This is a genomic window from Ferruginibacter sp. (genome assembly GCF_031391665.1).
In the GTDB taxonomy this organism is placed as follows: Bacteria; Bacteroidota; Bacteroidia; order Chitinophagales; family Chitinophagaceae; genus Ferruginibacter.
The window spans coordinates 1-14,030 of record NZ_JANMUN010000213.1; the positions used below are offsets into that span (position 1 = coordinate 1).

At 35.4% G+C, this 14,030-nt stretch carries 16 protein-coding genes; 11 read left to right on the plus strand and 5 right to left on the minus strand.

Annotation, left to right across the window (positions count from 1 at the left end; translation table 11 throughout):
• Window positions 1–108: 108 nt before the first annotated feature.
• A complete protein-coding gene (locus ACY651_RS15685; RefSeq protein ID WP_462254438.1) occupies window positions 109–1,569 on the minus strand; it encodes a glycosyltransferase family 117 protein in 1,461 nt (486 codons plus the stop codon).
• 201 nt (window positions 1,570–1,770) lie between these two features.
• Here ACY651_RS15685 and ACY651_RS15690 point away from each other — a divergent pair, with 201 nt between their 5' ends.
• The 5 genes from ACY651_RS15690 to ftsY all read left to right on the plus strand — a co-directional run bounded on the left by ACY651_RS15690 (window position 1,771) and on the right by ftsY (window position 4,682).
• Window positions 1,771–2,658 (plus strand): DMT family transporter, encoded by an 888-nt coding sequence (locus ACY651_RS15690; protein ID WP_462254440.1) that lies wholly within the window; start codon window positions 1,771–1,773, stop codon window positions 2,656–2,658.
• Between the two features lie 127 nt (window positions 2,659–2,785).
• Window positions 2,786–3,022, plus strand: coding sequence for a 50S ribosomal protein L28 (gene rpmB, locus ACY651_RS15695; RefSeq protein ID WP_462220684.1), 237 nt, complete (start codon window positions 2,786–2,788; stop codon window positions 3,020–3,022).
• A gap of 53 nt (window positions 3,023–3,075) precedes the next feature.
• A complete protein-coding gene (rpmG, locus tag ACY651_RS15700) occupies window positions 3,076–3,258 on the plus strand; it encodes a 50S ribosomal protein L33 (RefSeq protein ID WP_430989772.1) in 183 nt (60 codons plus the stop codon).
• A 76-nt stretch (window positions 3,259–3,334) separates the two neighbouring features.
• Window positions 3,335–3,505 (plus strand): DUF4295 domain-containing protein, encoded by a 171-nt coding sequence (locus ACY651_RS15705; RefSeq protein WP_462220685.1) that lies wholly within the window; start codon window positions 3,335–3,337, stop codon window positions 3,503–3,505.
• Between the two features lie 214 nt (window positions 3,506–3,719).
• A complete protein-coding gene (gene ftsY, locus ACY651_RS15710; protein ID WP_462254442.1) occupies window positions 3,720–4,682 on the plus strand; it encodes a signal recognition particle-docking protein FtsY in 963 nt (320 codons plus the stop codon).
• A gap of 7 nt (window positions 4,683–4,689) precedes the next feature.
• Here the strand turns inward: ftsY and ACY651_RS15715 are convergent, their stop codons facing one another.
• Window positions 4,690–5,553, minus strand: coding sequence for a LysR family transcriptional regulator (locus tag ACY651_RS15715; protein ID WP_462254444.1), 864 nt, complete (start codon window positions 5,551–5,553; stop codon window positions 4,690–4,692).
• 91 nt (window positions 5,554–5,644) lie between these two features.
• Between ACY651_RS15715 and ACY651_RS15720 the strand changes: the two genes are divergently transcribed.
• From ACY651_RS15720 to ACY651_RS15745, 6 genes are all read left to right on the plus strand, one after another.
• Entirely contained in the window at window positions 5,645–5,779 is a 135-nt protein-coding gene (locus ACY651_RS15720; RefSeq protein ID WP_462254446.1) for a hypothetical protein, read from the plus strand.
• Window positions 5,780–5,789: 10 nt separating this feature from the next.
• Entirely contained in the window at window positions 5,790–6,473 is a 684-nt protein-coding gene (locus ACY651_RS15725; protein ID WP_462254448.1) for a M24 family metallopeptidase, read from the plus strand.
• Between the two features lie 534 nt (window positions 6,474–7,007).
• Window positions 7,008–7,883: a thermonuclease family protein gene (locus ACY651_RS15730; RefSeq protein WP_462254449.1), complete on the plus strand. Its 876-nt coding sequence runs from the start codon at window positions 7,008–7,010 to the stop codon at window positions 7,881–7,883.
• 31 nt (window positions 7,884–7,914) lie between these two features.
• The gene (locus tag ACY651_RS15735; protein ID WP_462254450.1) at window positions 7,915–8,310 is read left to right on the plus strand and encodes a hypothetical protein; all 396 of its coding nucleotides are present in this window, start codon (window positions 7,915–7,917) and stop codon (window positions 8,308–8,310) included.
• A 20-nt stretch (window positions 8,311–8,330) separates the two neighbouring features.
• Window positions 8,331–9,506, plus strand: coding sequence for a hypothetical protein (locus ACY651_RS15740; RefSeq protein WP_462254451.1), 1,176 nt, complete (start codon window positions 8,331–8,333; stop codon window positions 9,504–9,506).
• Window positions 9,507–9,544: 38 nt separating this feature from the next.
• Window positions 9,545–10,444: a pYEATS domain-containing protein gene (locus ACY651_RS15745; protein ID WP_462254452.1), complete on the plus strand. Its 900-nt coding sequence runs from the start codon at window positions 9,545–9,547 to the stop codon at window positions 10,442–10,444.
• A 71-nt stretch (window positions 10,445–10,515) separates the two neighbouring features.
• Here the strand turns inward: ACY651_RS15745 and ACY651_RS15750 are convergent, their stop codons facing one another.
• The 3 genes from ACY651_RS15750 to ACY651_RS15760 form a co-directional block, all read right to left on the minus strand.
• Entirely contained in the window at window positions 10,516–12,990 is a 2,475-nt protein-coding gene (locus ACY651_RS15750) for an outer membrane beta-barrel protein (protein WP_462254453.1), read from the minus strand.
• Window positions 12,991–13,196: 206 nt separating this feature from the next.
• Window positions 13,197–13,400: a helix-turn-helix domain-containing protein gene (locus ACY651_RS15755; protein ID WP_462254454.1), complete on the minus strand. Its 204-nt coding sequence runs from the start codon at window positions 13,398–13,400 to the stop codon at window positions 13,197–13,199.
• Between the two features lie 2 nt (window positions 13,401–13,402).
• Window positions 13,403–13,933 carry a DUF2975 domain-containing protein gene (locus tag ACY651_RS15760; protein WP_462254455.1) on the minus strand — a complete coding sequence of 177 codons (531 nt, stop codon included), beginning with the start codon at window positions 13,931–13,933 and terminating at the stop codon, window positions 13,403–13,405.
• Window positions 13,934–14,030: the final 97 nt, after the last annotated feature.

Consider the following 14,030-nt stretch of genomic DNA (forward strand, 5'->3'; position numbering starts at 1 on the left):
ATTGAAAGATAAAACCCAGTATGCCCAATATAAGCGGCAAAGCAAAAAGTTTGTTATTGGCTTTATTATTTTTTAAACTGTCGGGCATAGTGCTTTGGTCGCCTAACCTTAAATTATCCTAAAACCAATACCAGTTTTCCAGTTACCATCACGTACATTATTCATGTACACACCCTGTACGTCGTTTTGTTTGCCAGCAAAATTCCACATAAAATAACGGATGTACATCCAGTTTAACTGGTACGTCAATGCAAAGCCAATATTTTCTTTCATGGTTGGGGCCCTTTCCCAATTGCCTTCTTTATCTTTTCCTATACCAGCCCAGCCTGCATAATAATCAGCATGGCCCTGGTCGTTGCTTTGATCCCACATGCGGGGGAACAAATGTTTATCCTCAGGCGCATAAACATACTCTATTTTTCTGCCGTTCTTTTCGTATTTACCATTACTCTTTATATAAGTTTCTGTTATTTTATTATCAACAGGCTGTGCTGTAAAATCCTGTCCGTATAAAATTGGCCAGTCGCCATATTGTTCACGGCTTAAGTAACCAACTAAACTTACGGGGTTATCAACATTATACATATCTACCGAAGGATTGGCATTGCTGCGTACCATTGTGGTAAAGTAAGAAGAGAAACATCCCAGAATAACAAATGCAAAACTCCACAAGCCTAATTTTAAAAAATTCCAGTTTTTATTATTTGCAATGCGAAGGCCAAAAAATATTAATACACCAATAAACACAAAGAAAAAAGCAAAGCCCGAAAAGAAGGGCATTCCAAAACTGTTTACAAAAAGTACATCAAAACTTCCAGCTCCTTTTATCGTCCATTGTATAACTGCTTTTTGCACCACACCGGTAAGTACGCAACCAATTACAAAAGCCCAAAAAGTGCCCCAGTTGGTTACATTATAGCGCTTATAATAATAAATAATTACAATAGCGGGTATGGTTAATATATTTAAAAGATGCACACCAATTGATAAACCCATTAAAAAGAATATCAAAATTATCCAGCGGTCTGCATTTGTAAAGTGGCCTTTTATGCCACGGGCTTCTTCCACATCAACATTTTGCTCCCACTTAAGCATGGCCCAAAAAACAAGGGCCGTAAAAAAAGAAGATAAAGCATATACTTCACCCTCAACAGCACTGTACCAAAATGAATCGGAAAAAGTATAAGCCAAAGCGCCAACAACACCTGCGGCCATTACACCAAATGTTTTTTCGGTAGTTAATTCAACTCCGTTTTTAGTAACTATTTTACGGGCAAAATGAGTAATACTCCAGAATAAAAATAAAATGGTAAAACCGCTGGCTAATGCACTCATAAGGTTAATACCTGTTGCTGCATGCTGCGGATCGAAAGGCGCCATAAATAAACGGCCAATTAATGTAAACAGCGGTGCTCCCGGCGGATGCGGTACCTGCAATTTATAAGCACTGGATGCAAACTCGCCGCAATCCCAAAGGCTGCCGGTGGCTTCCATCGTCATAATATATACTGCACAGGCAATAATGCAAACCAGCCACCCGGTAATGTTGTTAACACGTTTAAAATTCATATAGTATTGGTTATAAGTTGGCAAATATAATATGTTTAATGTTTAGAGTTTAGCCGTTTAGCATTATTTATAATTATTTTGACCTCAGCCCAATTCCTCTCCCGAGGCGAGGGAGTTCGAAGGTGAGTACATTAATCTCTAATTTAATCTTCTTCATTTCTCTCCCAACAGGGGAGGATATGAGGGGCTTATATTTGCATTATGAAAAAAGCACTGCTTCAACTTCATCTTGCTGTTTTTTTAGCAGGCTTTACCGCCATACTTGGTGTATTAATAAAACTCAATGAAGGGTTACTGGTTTGGTACCGGCTTTTAATAACAGTAGTAACGTTATTCATTTTACTGCACTTAAAAAAACAGTTACAAAAAATTGCCTTAAAGGATGTGTTGAAATTTTTTGGAGTAGGGGCCATCGTAGCCATGCATTGGGTAACATTTTATGGCAGTGTAAAATATGCCAATGCATCGGTAGCATTGGTTTGCTTTAGTGCCACAGGTTTTTTTACTTCTTTTTTAGAACCGCTGATTTTAAAAAAACGGTTTGTGTTTATTGAAGTAGGGTTGGGGTTGCTGGCCATAGCAGGTATTTATATCATTTTCGATTTTCATCCACAGTATAAACTGGGTATTGCCTTTGGAATAATTTCGGCAGTGGGCAGTGCCCTGTTCCCCATTTTTAATAAAGAATTTGTAAAACGGTTTACGCCTCAAACGGTTACATTGTACGAGTTGGGCGGCGGATTAATTGCCCTTACGCTTTTGGTGCCATTTTATTTAATGCAATTTCCTGCAGCATATTATTTGCCCACCCATACCGATTGGTTATGGTTACTGGTGCTGGCCTGGTTTTGTACGGTTCTCAGTTTCGATTTACAATTAAATGCCCTTAAAAAGATATCGGCCTTTACCGCCAACCTTACTTATAATTTGGAGCCTTTGTATGGAATTATTATGGCTTTTATCTTTTTTAAAGAAAATGAAACGTTGAATTACCAGTTTTATATTGGCGTGGGATTAATTTTGCTGGCGGTTGTTTTACAGATGGGCAGGGTTTATTTTCAAGCTAAAAGGCCATTGCAAAGGGTATAAAAATGTAAACTTTTCAACAGTTTTAAAGGGAGGCAGGATATTTTTAGCTATAAATCAAAAATTCTTCCTGTATAAGTTCCAGAAATCCATTTTTAATCCTACCTTCGCCGTCCAAAAAATTAGTACAATGGCCAGAGTATGTCAGGTTACAGGAAAGAAGCCGATTACCGGAAATAAGGTTTCGCACTCGAATATTAAAACCAAGCGCAGGTTTTTACCGAACTTACAAACCAAGCGTTATTTTCTTGCAGAAGAAGATAAATGGGTGGTATTAAAAGTTTCTTCCGAAGCAATAAGAACCATCAATAAAAATGGTTTATTATCTGTGGTAAAGAAGTTACGTGCCGCAGGAGAAAAAATCTAGCCCCTATCCCCTGAAGGGAAATGAAGGAGATCATATTATATAAATAAAATAAAATGGCAAAGAAAGGCAACAGGGTACAGGTAATTTTAGAGTGTACCGAGCATAAAACAAGTGGTAAACCCGGCACAAGCCGTTACATTACTACCAAAAACAAAAAGAACACACCAGAAAGAATGGAGTTGAAAAAATTCAACCCAATTTTAAAGAAGGTTACTGTTCATAAAGAAATTAAATAATAACGGTAATTTGTATAAACGTTAATTCGCTAACACGGATGAACTAATAAACTAATTAACCAATAAACTACATATCATGGCAAAAGCAGCTTCAAAAAACGCTAAAATTAAAGATACCAAAGCAGCAGCAGACGCAAAAAACTGGACTAAGGTAATTCGTACAGTTCGCAGCCCTAAAACTGGTGCTTATACTTTTAAAGAATCAATCGTACACAAAGACAAGATAAAAGAATATTTAGCTAATTAATTTTAGTGCGATAAAAATATATTCATGAAGCTTCCCATTTAAGGGAGGCTTTCTTTATTTAAAATAACGCTGCCGCAGATTGAACAGACTGCACAAATTATTTTCTTCTGTTGAATCTGGTGGCAAAACCAAATAAGCCGAAGGCTTAATTTAAAATCTCTTGTAACAAAGAAGTTTTAAATTTACAGCCAATAACAAACAACCACCAACTATTATGGGCCTCTTTGATAAACTCTTTGGAAAAAAACAACAGCAGGAAAGTTTAGAACAGGGATTACAAAAAACACGGGAAGGTTTTTTAAGTAAATTAACTAAAGCCATTGCCGGCAAAAGCACTGTTGATGCTGAAGTGCTGGATAATTTGGAAGATGCATTGGTAAGCGCCGATGTAGGAATTGAAACCACCGTAAAAATTATTGAGCAAATAGAAGCCAGGGTAGCAAAAGATAAATACCTCAATACATCAGAGCTTAATAAAATTTTAAAAGAAGAAGTACAAAATATATTAGTAGCTGCACCGCAGGATACCAGTTATGAAAATTATGAATTACCTGGCGGGCATAAGCCGCATGTTATTTTAGTAGTAGGTGTAAATGGCGTAGGTAAAACAACTACCATTGGTAAGCTGGCGCATAATTTTTCTAAAGCAGGTAAATCAGTTTTGCTGGGTGCAGCAGATACCTTCAGGGCAGCAGCGGTAGACCAGTTAACAATATGGAGTGAGAGGACAGGTGTGGACATTGTAAAAAAAGAAATGGGTAGCGACCCGGCATCTGTTGCATTTGATACAGTTAAGAGTGGCGTTGCAAAAAATATGGATGTCATCATTATTGATACCGCAGGGAGGCTGCATAATAAAATTCATTTAATGGATGAGCTTTCTAAAATAAAAAAAGTAATTCAAAAAGTTATTCCTGATGCGCCGCATGAAGTGATGCTGGTATTAGATGGCAGCACCGGCCAAAACGCATTGGAGCAGGCCAAACATTTTACTGCCGCAACAGATGTTACTGCACTCACCATTACCAAATTAGACGGTACAGCAAAAGGCGGTGTGGTATTAGCTATTGCAAGTCAGTTTAAAATTCCTGTAAAATTTATTGGGGTAGGGGAAAAGGCAGAAGATCTTTTGGTTTTTGATAAGCAATTGTTTGTTGACGGGCTTTTTAATCTTTAAATTAAACTTAAAACATTTTTATAAACCTGGTTAGTTCTTCTTCACGTTCTCGTAACCAAAAAAGAATCATTTCTGCTTTTTGAGGAATGTTTTTTAATTCAATCAATTTAATATTCATATTTACGCCACGTACCGAAGATATTGGTTCGATAGAAATTCCAAGTCCTGCTTCTACTAACCGCACTACAGCCATTGAGTGTGCCGACTCGTGTGCCACTTTTGGTATAAAGCCAAAGCTTCGGCAAATCTGCAAAATAGTTTCCACGTAACCTGTACCGGTAGATAGTTGCGGTAAAATAAATGTTTCGTTTTTTAATATAGATAGATCAGTTATTTTCTTTTTAGCGAATGGATGATTGGCGGGCAAGATCAAAACAAAATTTTCTCTGTATAAAATTCTGGAGTTTGCTTCTGCTGGTAAAATAATATTGGGAGCAATACCGATATCAGTTTTCCTGGTGAGCAACATTTCAATTTGATGAAAGTTGGAGCTTTCCTGCACAGTGGTTTTAAGGTTTGGCCATTTATGCTTTACCTTAATTAAAAAAGAAGGCACCACTGTATTGATAGCGGAGCTTGCATGTGTAACTTTTATTTCACCAGCCTCGCCATTGTGCAGTTGTACAGCCCTTATAATAGTTTTGTCCAGATCTTGTAAAATCCTTGTTGTTTCTTTTTTAAAAAATAGGCCTGCTTCAGTTAATGTAACGGTTCTTTTATTTCTGTTGAGTAATAAAACTCCTGCTTCTTTTTCTAATAATTGTATTTGCCTGCTTAAAGCCGGTTGCACAATATTAATTAGCTCTGCGGCTTTTCTAAAATTGAGTGTATTAGATAAAACAAGGAAATTTTTAAGTTGTTGAATATCCATTGTAATCAAATTAAAGTATCAGTTAATCAAAATTAAGTATTTTATTTTATCAGTAAAATCATCTTGCTTTGCCTCATTATTAATTTATAAAATGAGTATAACAAAATCGGGCAAAACAACATTGATACTTATTAATATTCAAAAAGGGTTTGATACTATTGAGGAATGTGCAATAATTGCGGCAACAGATTTTATAAAAAAATATTTTACCTGCAACAATTCTTAAATAAAAAATCATGAATAGTGTAACACAAAAAATGATGCTGGCTGAGCAAAAGGCCAAAGCTTTATTTAATACAGTAGAAGAACGGGGATTGATAGTATCTGGAAAATCTGAAAAAGAATTGGCGGATGAAATTGTACAAATTGCTAAAGAGGATTTTGGAATAGAAAATCACTGGGGCAAAAAAATTGTAAGAACAGGTATTAATACGCTGCAGCCATATGTTTCAAATCCGCCAGACTTAATTATTCAGGACGATGATATATTATTTTTTGATTTTCACCCCGTTTTTGAGGGTTGGGAAGCAGACCTTGGAAGAACATATGTTTTAGGCAACGACCCTTTGAAACAAAAGATAAAGAAAGATGTAGAAGCAGCCTGGTACGAAGGAAATGGCTGGTATTTTAAACAAAACAAACTTACAGGCGCAGATTTTTTTAACTACGCTAACGATTTGGCAAAAAGTTATGGCTACGAATTTGGAAACGCCATTGCAGGCCACATTATTGGTAGCCACCCACACGAACAACCCGATGACCCCAATGATTTATGTTTAGATGTACATCCCGATAATCATACTGATATACTTCAATTAGACAAAGACGGAAACAAAAGGCACTGGATTTTAGAATTGCATTTTGTTGACAGGGTAAATAATATTGGTGCCTTTTTTGAGCAGTTGCTGATGGCACGATAGATGCTCTCATGCCGCAGCATTATTAATTACATCTTCCTGTTACTGTAAATTTGAAATTCAAATTCGGAATCTCAAATTTAAATCTTAAAATATCCTTTCATTTTTAAAATGACTTTGAGCACCAACTGGCGGAGTAAAAGAATAAGCATGCCGTAATAGAAATTGTAATCGGGATAAAATAAATAATTGTTTTGATTTTTTACATATAGGGCAAATTATCGCTGTTGAACCAGCAGTGTACATACGGCGTCTTTTAAGTATAAATACCTTTTTTAAATTTTTCTGCTTCATTTACTTGCATTTTTAAAATGAACGCACTACGTTTGTTTTAAATTCTATTCCTGCGATAATCTCTCTTCAGCATTATTTATCTACTATTTTTTCTGGCATCATACATTTTAAATGTTGGTGAAATCACTATTATTTTTTGGGTGATTGCATCATTGCGGATATTTATAATTTTTTTAAATTTTGATTTGTATGTAACAGTGCATTTTAATTTATTGCAATCATTTTAAAACAAAAAATAAAACTATGGGTATTACAAACTACAAACTGCCGCCGCCATCCTTCAACGTTAGCCCAAAAAAAGATATAGGTGGTCCCGACGGCGATACCATTAAAATTGAACAACCTCTTCGTATGGTATCCTGTGATACTCCCGAAAAAGAAAAGCCTTTTGGAAAAGCAGCAACCGCACAGCCTAAACTTAATAAAGCTAAGCAGCATCTTCAGAGCGGTGTATTTCCTTTACTGCCAAAGGGGTTGGTAAAATATCTTACAGACCGAATTACAAAAGATGCAGCAAGCAGGCATATTAATGCAGGAAAAGATGCAAGTGATCATTTTGAAAAAGAAAAAGACAAAGCGCTTAATAAACCAAATGGCAAAAGAAGAAAAGTTGGCGTGCTGCCCAGTGGAGAAGTAATTGACCGCAATGGACGTATGCTTGCTTATGTTATGACGTATTTTGAAAAACCGCTGCCTCCTAAAAACGATCCTTCCAGGCGAACATATAATTTGATAATGGTTGAAGATGGCTGGGCCGTATTTTTTCCTATATGGCCCTCCTTACCAAAAGACCCTAAAGATTTTGATACTATTTATAAAGCAGCAAAAAAAGCATGGACTAACAAAAAAGGAATGTGGAATAAATACGGCGCTGGTTTATTGCTGCCATATGAGTATCGTTTACTGATGAAATTATCTGTAGAAGCGACTGCAGAAAAAACAGCAAAAGAAATAATGGACGGTGCTTTTCAACGATTATGTGTGGATTTACGCACAATGAAATTAGTGGGCAAATTCGATTTTTATAAAGTACCGCCAAGCCACAGGTTTTGGATATGGGAAGCCGACTGGAAAAAAAATAAAACCCAGATAAAGAGTATACTTGGTGTAAAAGAATGAATTAGGCCTTCAATAAATAAAAATTAATATTATGGCTGCCAAAAAAAAAGTATCAAAGAAAAATTTGCTGAAAGCAGCAATTAAAAAAGTTGAAAAAGATAAAATAGAACTTTCGAATACGGCTTTACTTACAGCAACTGTTGCTGCCGCAGCAGTAAAAGCTACCACTATTGCAGTAACATTTACCGAAGGATTAGGTAACCTTACCGCAACACTTTTTAAAAATCTTACCGGTGCCATTATCGGGCACGACAGTTTAAGCGCAAGCGGTAATATTATTTTTAATAATGCCAATACCGGAGATGCCATTTCAATTAATGGCGTTTGTACAGGTAAAGCAGTTATAAATATTGATGTGGCAACAGATCCTCCCACACCTGTAAAGTTTGCGGCAGGTAATATAAATTTTGGCTTTGATATTTTATAATGATTAAAAGATAATGAAAAGTGAAAAAAATAATTGTAATACTTTCTCTGCTTTTAATTTTTAATTTTTGCATTGCTCAAAAAACTAAAACATTTTCTCCGCTAACTGCCGATTCTTTAACTACAGGCAATTATAAAGATGTACTCAACAGTTTTTTTCAACTGGCTGTAAATAATCTTATTGGTCCTGATAAAGAGCTGAAGTTTACCTCTAATCCTTTTGCGGTAATGGCAAAAATGAATCCCGAATTAATGGTGGATACAAACTATTATAAGTACAGGCATTTGCGAAGCCTTAATTTTTCTTTTGCAGGCAAACTGGATACTTCTTACCGGTTTAATGGTTTTATATCTTCAGTAAATTATGCTATCATCAACAAAAGAGATATTACAATTTCGCAAAGCTTTCTTACTTCGGCCTATAATGCTAATGATGAATTTAACAGGTTGAATGATGCGTTTAATCAATTTATAGCAACTATCGCAGATGCAGAAGAAAGAAGAAAAGTAAGAAAAATTCACGCAGCTATTTTTATGGATTCCAGTACGGTTACTTTTAATAAATTAGATAAACCAACTCAGGATTTAATTATCGCCCTGGCCAATAAAATTAATGCATCAAAATTTTTGAATCTTATAAAAATCGATCCGGCTATAAATATCCGCAAAGCTTCACAACAATCATTCGACAGCCTTAAAAAATTATTTCAAAATAAACTATTGTGGACAGTGGGCATCAATGATACTACTTATAAAGATCAATTTTTATTTTCTAATATTTCAATTTCTTCTCAATTATTAAAAGGGGTTTTAAATCCCCTGAGAAATAATAATATAGAACTGGATATAAAAACCAATTTTAATTTTATTGATGATACAGTTAAAGCCGGCAGAGATTTAAAGAGAAGCGTTTTTAGTTTTGAACCGGGATTTAATTGGGTATTAAAATCAAAATATAATCAGCAGTCTTTAGTAGAATTTAAATTCAGCGGAAGTTATAACCATGTTTTTAGCGGCATTTATAAAAATGAAAAAAATGACAGACTTACTTTTAATGGAACAGTAAGGGTGAGGGTTTTTAATGACATTTGGATACCACTTGAAATAAAATATGATCCTGACAGGGGTAACGTTTTTGGTTTTATAAATATAAAAGCAAATTTTAAAGGCATTACAAAAGCGGTTAATGGTAAATAGAAATAAAACCAATTTTTTTATTAGAAAAAATAAAATTTATGTCAGCTAATTCCACAACAGATAAAAATCAACAAAGCTGGATAACAGTTCTTTCGGCAACACTAAGCATACTTCTTTTTTTATTATGCCTTTGGTTTGCTTTTGAAAGCAAATTTACAACAGCTACTGCAGTTGCAAATTCCCCTTTATCATCTTACGATTCTACCATTACCACAGTAAAAAAAGATACGAGTGTAACAGAGGCGGGTAAAAAAGTAGTGATTAATAATACAACTGTTACCACAAAAAACACAGGTAATAATCAAACTGCCACGCCTGTAAAAGATGATACGAAAGAAAAACTGGATACTGTTTTTAAATACTTTGTTTTATTGCTGAGTTTATTTGTTATGCTGGCTTTGCTGCCAAGGCTAAAAAGTTTTAATGTAAGTAAAGATGGTGTGCAGGCCGAGTTTAATGAGTACAAAGAAGCATTAAATGAAGCACAAAATAAAAGTAATCAAACACAGGCAATAGTAACTGGAGGTAAAAACGAAACCTTAGAGAGCAGGTCGAACTTTACAATAAAAAATCTTACAGAAAATAAAAATGAAGTGGATCCGCAAAAAGATAAATGGGGTGGGGAAGCAGAGAGGAATTACCGAAAGCTCACTGCCACAATTTCTAAAATTGACAAAAGTGAGTGGGTAGATATTATCCTTAGAGTGGAAAGTACTGATCCGGTAAATCATCCTTTAAAAGGAATAGTTTCTTTCCATCTTCATCCAACATTTGTAAACCCTAACCCTGTAATTTTTGTTATAAATGGAGTTGCACTATTAAATATTAAAGCCTGGGGTGCCTTTACTGTTGGTGCAGAAGCTGATGGAGGAATCACCAAACTGGAACTGGACTTAGAACATCATCCCGATGCAAGAGAGCCGTTTAAAAGCAGGTAATAGTGTTTCTTATAAATAAAAGCCACTTCCTTTCAGAAGCGGCTTTTATTTCTTAACTAATAAAACAAAGTTTAATTTCCACCCATTCCGCCGCCACTGCTTTGTGTACGTTTATTTTCATCTTCTACTGCAGACTTACGCTGGCGGGCAGCCTTAACCTGGCTGTTACCAAAGCGGTAGTTAAAATTTAATTTAAATAGCGGCATTTCTCCACGGCCATTAACGTTGCTTATTACTCCGGCAAAATTACTGGTGCCACTCCACTTCATTGTTTGAAAAATATCGCTTACAGCAGCTTTTATTGTACCCTTATTTTTAAAAACTGATTTTGATAAACCGGCATCTACAGTACCCATTGCCGCCGATTTAAAAAAGCCCTGCCATATAGAAGGCGAAATATACAGCGTACTTATTTCACCTGTAAAGCCTTTACCCAGCTTAAAACTGTTTTGCATGTAAAATGTAAATGCAAACACCGATTGATCTACTTTTCTGTTGCCCCCGCCAAAATCGGCCTGGTACTTAGAGTAATTGGCATTGGTAGTTGCAAAAAAACTGTACCATTTATATTGAAAAGGATAACTGATATTAATACTTGCAATATCCTGTGTAGCTAAATTTTTCTTTGTAAGAAAACCTTTTGTTTTGTCTACCGTATCGGGCACCTGTGCAAAAATATCTTTTACATGGCTGTAGTTTAATGCTGTTGTTAATTTGTATTTGTAGATATGCGTTACACCAAAACTGTTAGTGTATTGAGGCCTCAGCAAAGTATTGCCTTTCATAAATGTATATTCATTCAGCTTAAATTCAAACGGATTTAAATCCTGGTAAGCGGGCCTGTCAATGCGGCGGCTGTACGAAATGGTCCATTGCTTCATTGGGTTTTTATTAAAAGTAATGGCAGCGCTGGGGAAGAAATCTATATAATCTCTTTTAAAAGAAGAATCAAATTGTACATATTGCGTATTCACTTTTTGTAAACCGGTTGAGTTACCCCTGGAATGTGTATTCTCTGCCCTTACTCCAAACTGCACCATTATACCTGTTTTTAATTGCTTATTATAATTTGCATACAGCGCATTAATATTTTCTTTGTATTTAAAGCGGTTACTCTTTGCTGTATCCATTACTTTGCCCGATGTAAATACATCGTAACGTTTAAAATCGTTATCGGTATTCACTATTCCAATTTTGCCGCCAATGCCCAACCTGCCGCCTTTATAATTTTGTTCGTAATCAGTTTTAAAACTAAACAGATCAATATCAGTTGGCGAAAGCATGTTATAAATTATCCTGCTAATTTCCGTCACACCATCTGGCTGGTAATAAAAGTTGGGTTGGTATTGATCGGACCTTATTTTAAAATAACCATAGTCAGCATCAATATTTAATTCTTTACCATTGGCAACAGCATAGCGGTAATTAATGTTTGTATTCACATTATTCCTCGTCATTTCGTTGGTGTTGGTAGCTTTAAGAATACGGTTAAGCTGGCCGGTAGGCATATAAGTAAAATACATAGGGCCTGCGGTAGTAATATCGTTACTGGCAATATTGCCACTAACAATTGCACCAATGGTGCTTTTTGCATTTATAAAATAATCCAGCCCACCTTTAAAACTATGGGTGTTATTTTTAAAAATTATCCTGTTGCTCTGGGTAAATAATGTATCCAGCTGTTCTTTACGGGAATTAAAAGTCATCAGGTTATCACCATTATTATAATTGTAATTACCAAATGCATTTATATATTTATTACGGTTATTAATATTAAGCCCGCCATTATATTTGGCATAAGTGCCCTGTACATATCCTGCACTTACCGAACCATTGGTACCATACGATTTATTTTTTTTCAGTCTGATATTGATGATGCCAGCATTACCAGCAGCTTCATATTTTGCAGAGGGGTTGGTGATAATTTCTATAGATTCAATTTGTGCAGATTGTAAACTTTTTAAATAGTTAGCCAAATCACTGCCCGAAAGCGGCGAAGGTTTACCATCTATAAAAACCTGTACACCATTTTTTCCTGCAAGGCTAAGGTTGTCATCCTTATCAACCATTACACCGGGGCTCCTGCGTAGTAATTCCAACGCATCATTACCAACAGCGTTAATGGTGCCTTCTACATTTAAAATAGTTTTATCAGCCCTTACTTCTATCATTGGTTTTTGGCTGGTAACGGTTACGCCCTGCAAATTTTTTGTAGCAGGTGTTACAATAATTGCTGCAACTGTTGCATTTTCATTTTCTTTAACTTCAATAATTGCTGAACTTGCTTTTATCATACCTGCAACGGTGGTACTGATAAAATAATTACCGGGCTTTATGGCCAGTAATTCGTAATTGCCGGTACTGTTGCTAACTGCAGTTTTTGCTAACGCAGAATCTTTAGCATGGTGCAGCATTACTGTGGCTGCAGCAACACCATTGCCGTTGTTGTCTTTAATTTGGCCTGTAATTGTAGAAAAGTTTTGTGCAAAACTGGCCAGTGTTGTAAATAAGCTGAAGGCTACTATCAGCAGTTGTTTTTGTTTCATGGTTATACTTTTAAGAGTTGTTTTTCAATTTCCGCCGCAAATTAGTCAAGGTGAATTGTAATACAAATGTCATAATTCACGAATAGTGATTTTTTAAGGATGAATGGTAAATATTGCAGTTCAATTATTGATGAAGACGAATTAGAAAGAGCAATGTTTTAAAAAATATTTTAAAACAGGCAGCTAACTAATGCTTATATAAAAATTTACTCAACAAATTCCAGTATATCACCGGGTTGGCAGTTTAATACTTTACAAATTGCTTCCAGTGTGCTGAACCGGATTGCTTTTGCTTTGCCGGTTTTGAGTATGGAAAGATTGGCTAATGTCAAATCCACTTTTTCTGAAAGTTCATTCAACGACATTTTTCTTTTGGCCATCATCACATCTAAGTTTACAATTATTGGCATACCTAAACAGTTAAGTCGTTTTCGTTTTGGATTTCGACTCCCTTTTTAAAAATTTGAGAGATAACAAAAACCAGTCCTGCATAAATTATCAACTCTGTAGAAAGCATTTTTCCTTCCAGATCAGCCACATCTTTTGAAAGCCATTTCAACTGACCATTATATATCAATACTGCTGCCCACACCAGCATGAGTGTGTAGGCAATATTTTCCAGCTTTTTAGCCACTTGCATAGTAAAGGGGTTTGTCATTTTGATAGTAGTAAGCACTTTAATAACCATGTATGCGGTGTAAGCCTCTAAAATCAGTATTGCAGCTTTTAGTGTAATGATTCCTGTATAATACCAAACATCATATTGCCTGAGGTTAACCCAATCCATCCCTTTGTAAAGTTTGGCTACCATTTTAGGATTTGCCAAACCTATCCCATAAGTAACAAGTATAGCGCCTGCTTCAATCATCAGGCCGATAAAAGTGATCCAGGCCAGGACATTCATTACCACCAGGATTGTTTCTGTTTTTGTTTTAGTACTCATGTTGCTCGTTTTTAAAATTGAAAAGCAAATGTAGATAAATATTTATTGATAAACAATAAATATTTATTTTTTATAGGAAAATATTTTTCAATTAGTA

What these genes read in the sequence shown, in the direction of transcription:
- ACY651_RS15760 (WP_462254455.1), bottom strand. Translation starts at nt 13,933, where the DNA reads ATGAGTACTAAAACAAAAACAGAAACAATCCTGGTGGTAATGAATGTC.
- rpmB (WP_462220684.1), top strand. Translation starts at nt 2,786, where the DNA reads ATGGCCAGAGTATGTCAGGTTACAGGAAAGAAGCCGATTACCGGAAAT.
- ACY651_RS15720 (WP_462254446.1), top strand. Translation starts at nt 5,645, where the DNA reads ATGAGTATAACAAAATCGGGCAAAACAACATTGATACTTATTAATATT.
- ACY651_RS15735 (WP_462254450.1), top strand. Translation starts at nt 7,915, where the DNA reads ATGGCTGCCAAAAAAAAAGTATCAAAGAAAAATTTGCTGAAAGCAGCA.
- ftsY (WP_462254442.1), top strand. Translation starts at nt 3,720, where the DNA reads ATGGGCCTCTTTGATAAACTCTTTGGAAAAAAACAACAGCAGGAAAGT.
- ACY651_RS15685 (WP_462254438.1), bottom strand. Translation starts at nt 1,569, where the DNA reads ATGAATTTTAAACGTGTTAACAACATTACCGGGTGGCTGGTTTGCATT.
- ACY651_RS15715 (WP_462254444.1), bottom strand. Translation starts at nt 5,553, where the DNA reads ATGGATATTCAACAACTTAAAAATTTCCTTGTTTTATCTAATACACTC.
- ACY651_RS15730 (WP_462254449.1), top strand. Translation starts at nt 7,008, where the DNA reads ATGGGTATTACAAACTACAAACTGCCGCCGCCATCCTTCAACGTTAGC.
- ACY651_RS15750 (WP_462254453.1), bottom strand. Translation starts at nt 12,990, where the DNA reads ATGAAACAAAAACAACTGCTGATAGTAGCCTTCAGCTTATTTACAACA.
- ACY651_RS15705 (WP_462220685.1), top strand. Translation starts at nt 3,335, where the DNA reads ATGGCAAAAGCAGCTTCAAAAAACGCTAAAATTAAAGATACCAAAGCA.
- ACY651_RS15725 (WP_462254448.1), top strand. Translation starts at nt 5,790, where the DNA reads ATGAATAGTGTAACACAAAAAATGATGCTGGCTGAGCAAAAGGCCAAA.
- rpmG (WP_430989772.1), top strand. Translation starts at nt 3,076, where the DNA reads ATGGCAAAGAAAGGCAACAGGGTACAGGTAATTTTAGAGTGTACCGAG.
- ACY651_RS15755 (WP_462254454.1), bottom strand. Translation starts at nt 13,400, where the DNA reads ATGCCAATAATTGTAAACTTAGATGTGATGATGGCCAAAAGAAAAATG.
- ACY651_RS15690 (WP_462254440.1), top strand. Translation starts at nt 1,771, where the DNA reads ATGAAAAAAGCACTGCTTCAACTTCATCTTGCTGTTTTTTTAGCAGGC.
- ACY651_RS15745 (WP_462254452.1), top strand. Translation starts at nt 9,545, where the DNA reads ATGTCAGCTAATTCCACAACAGATAAAAATCAACAAAGCTGGATAACA.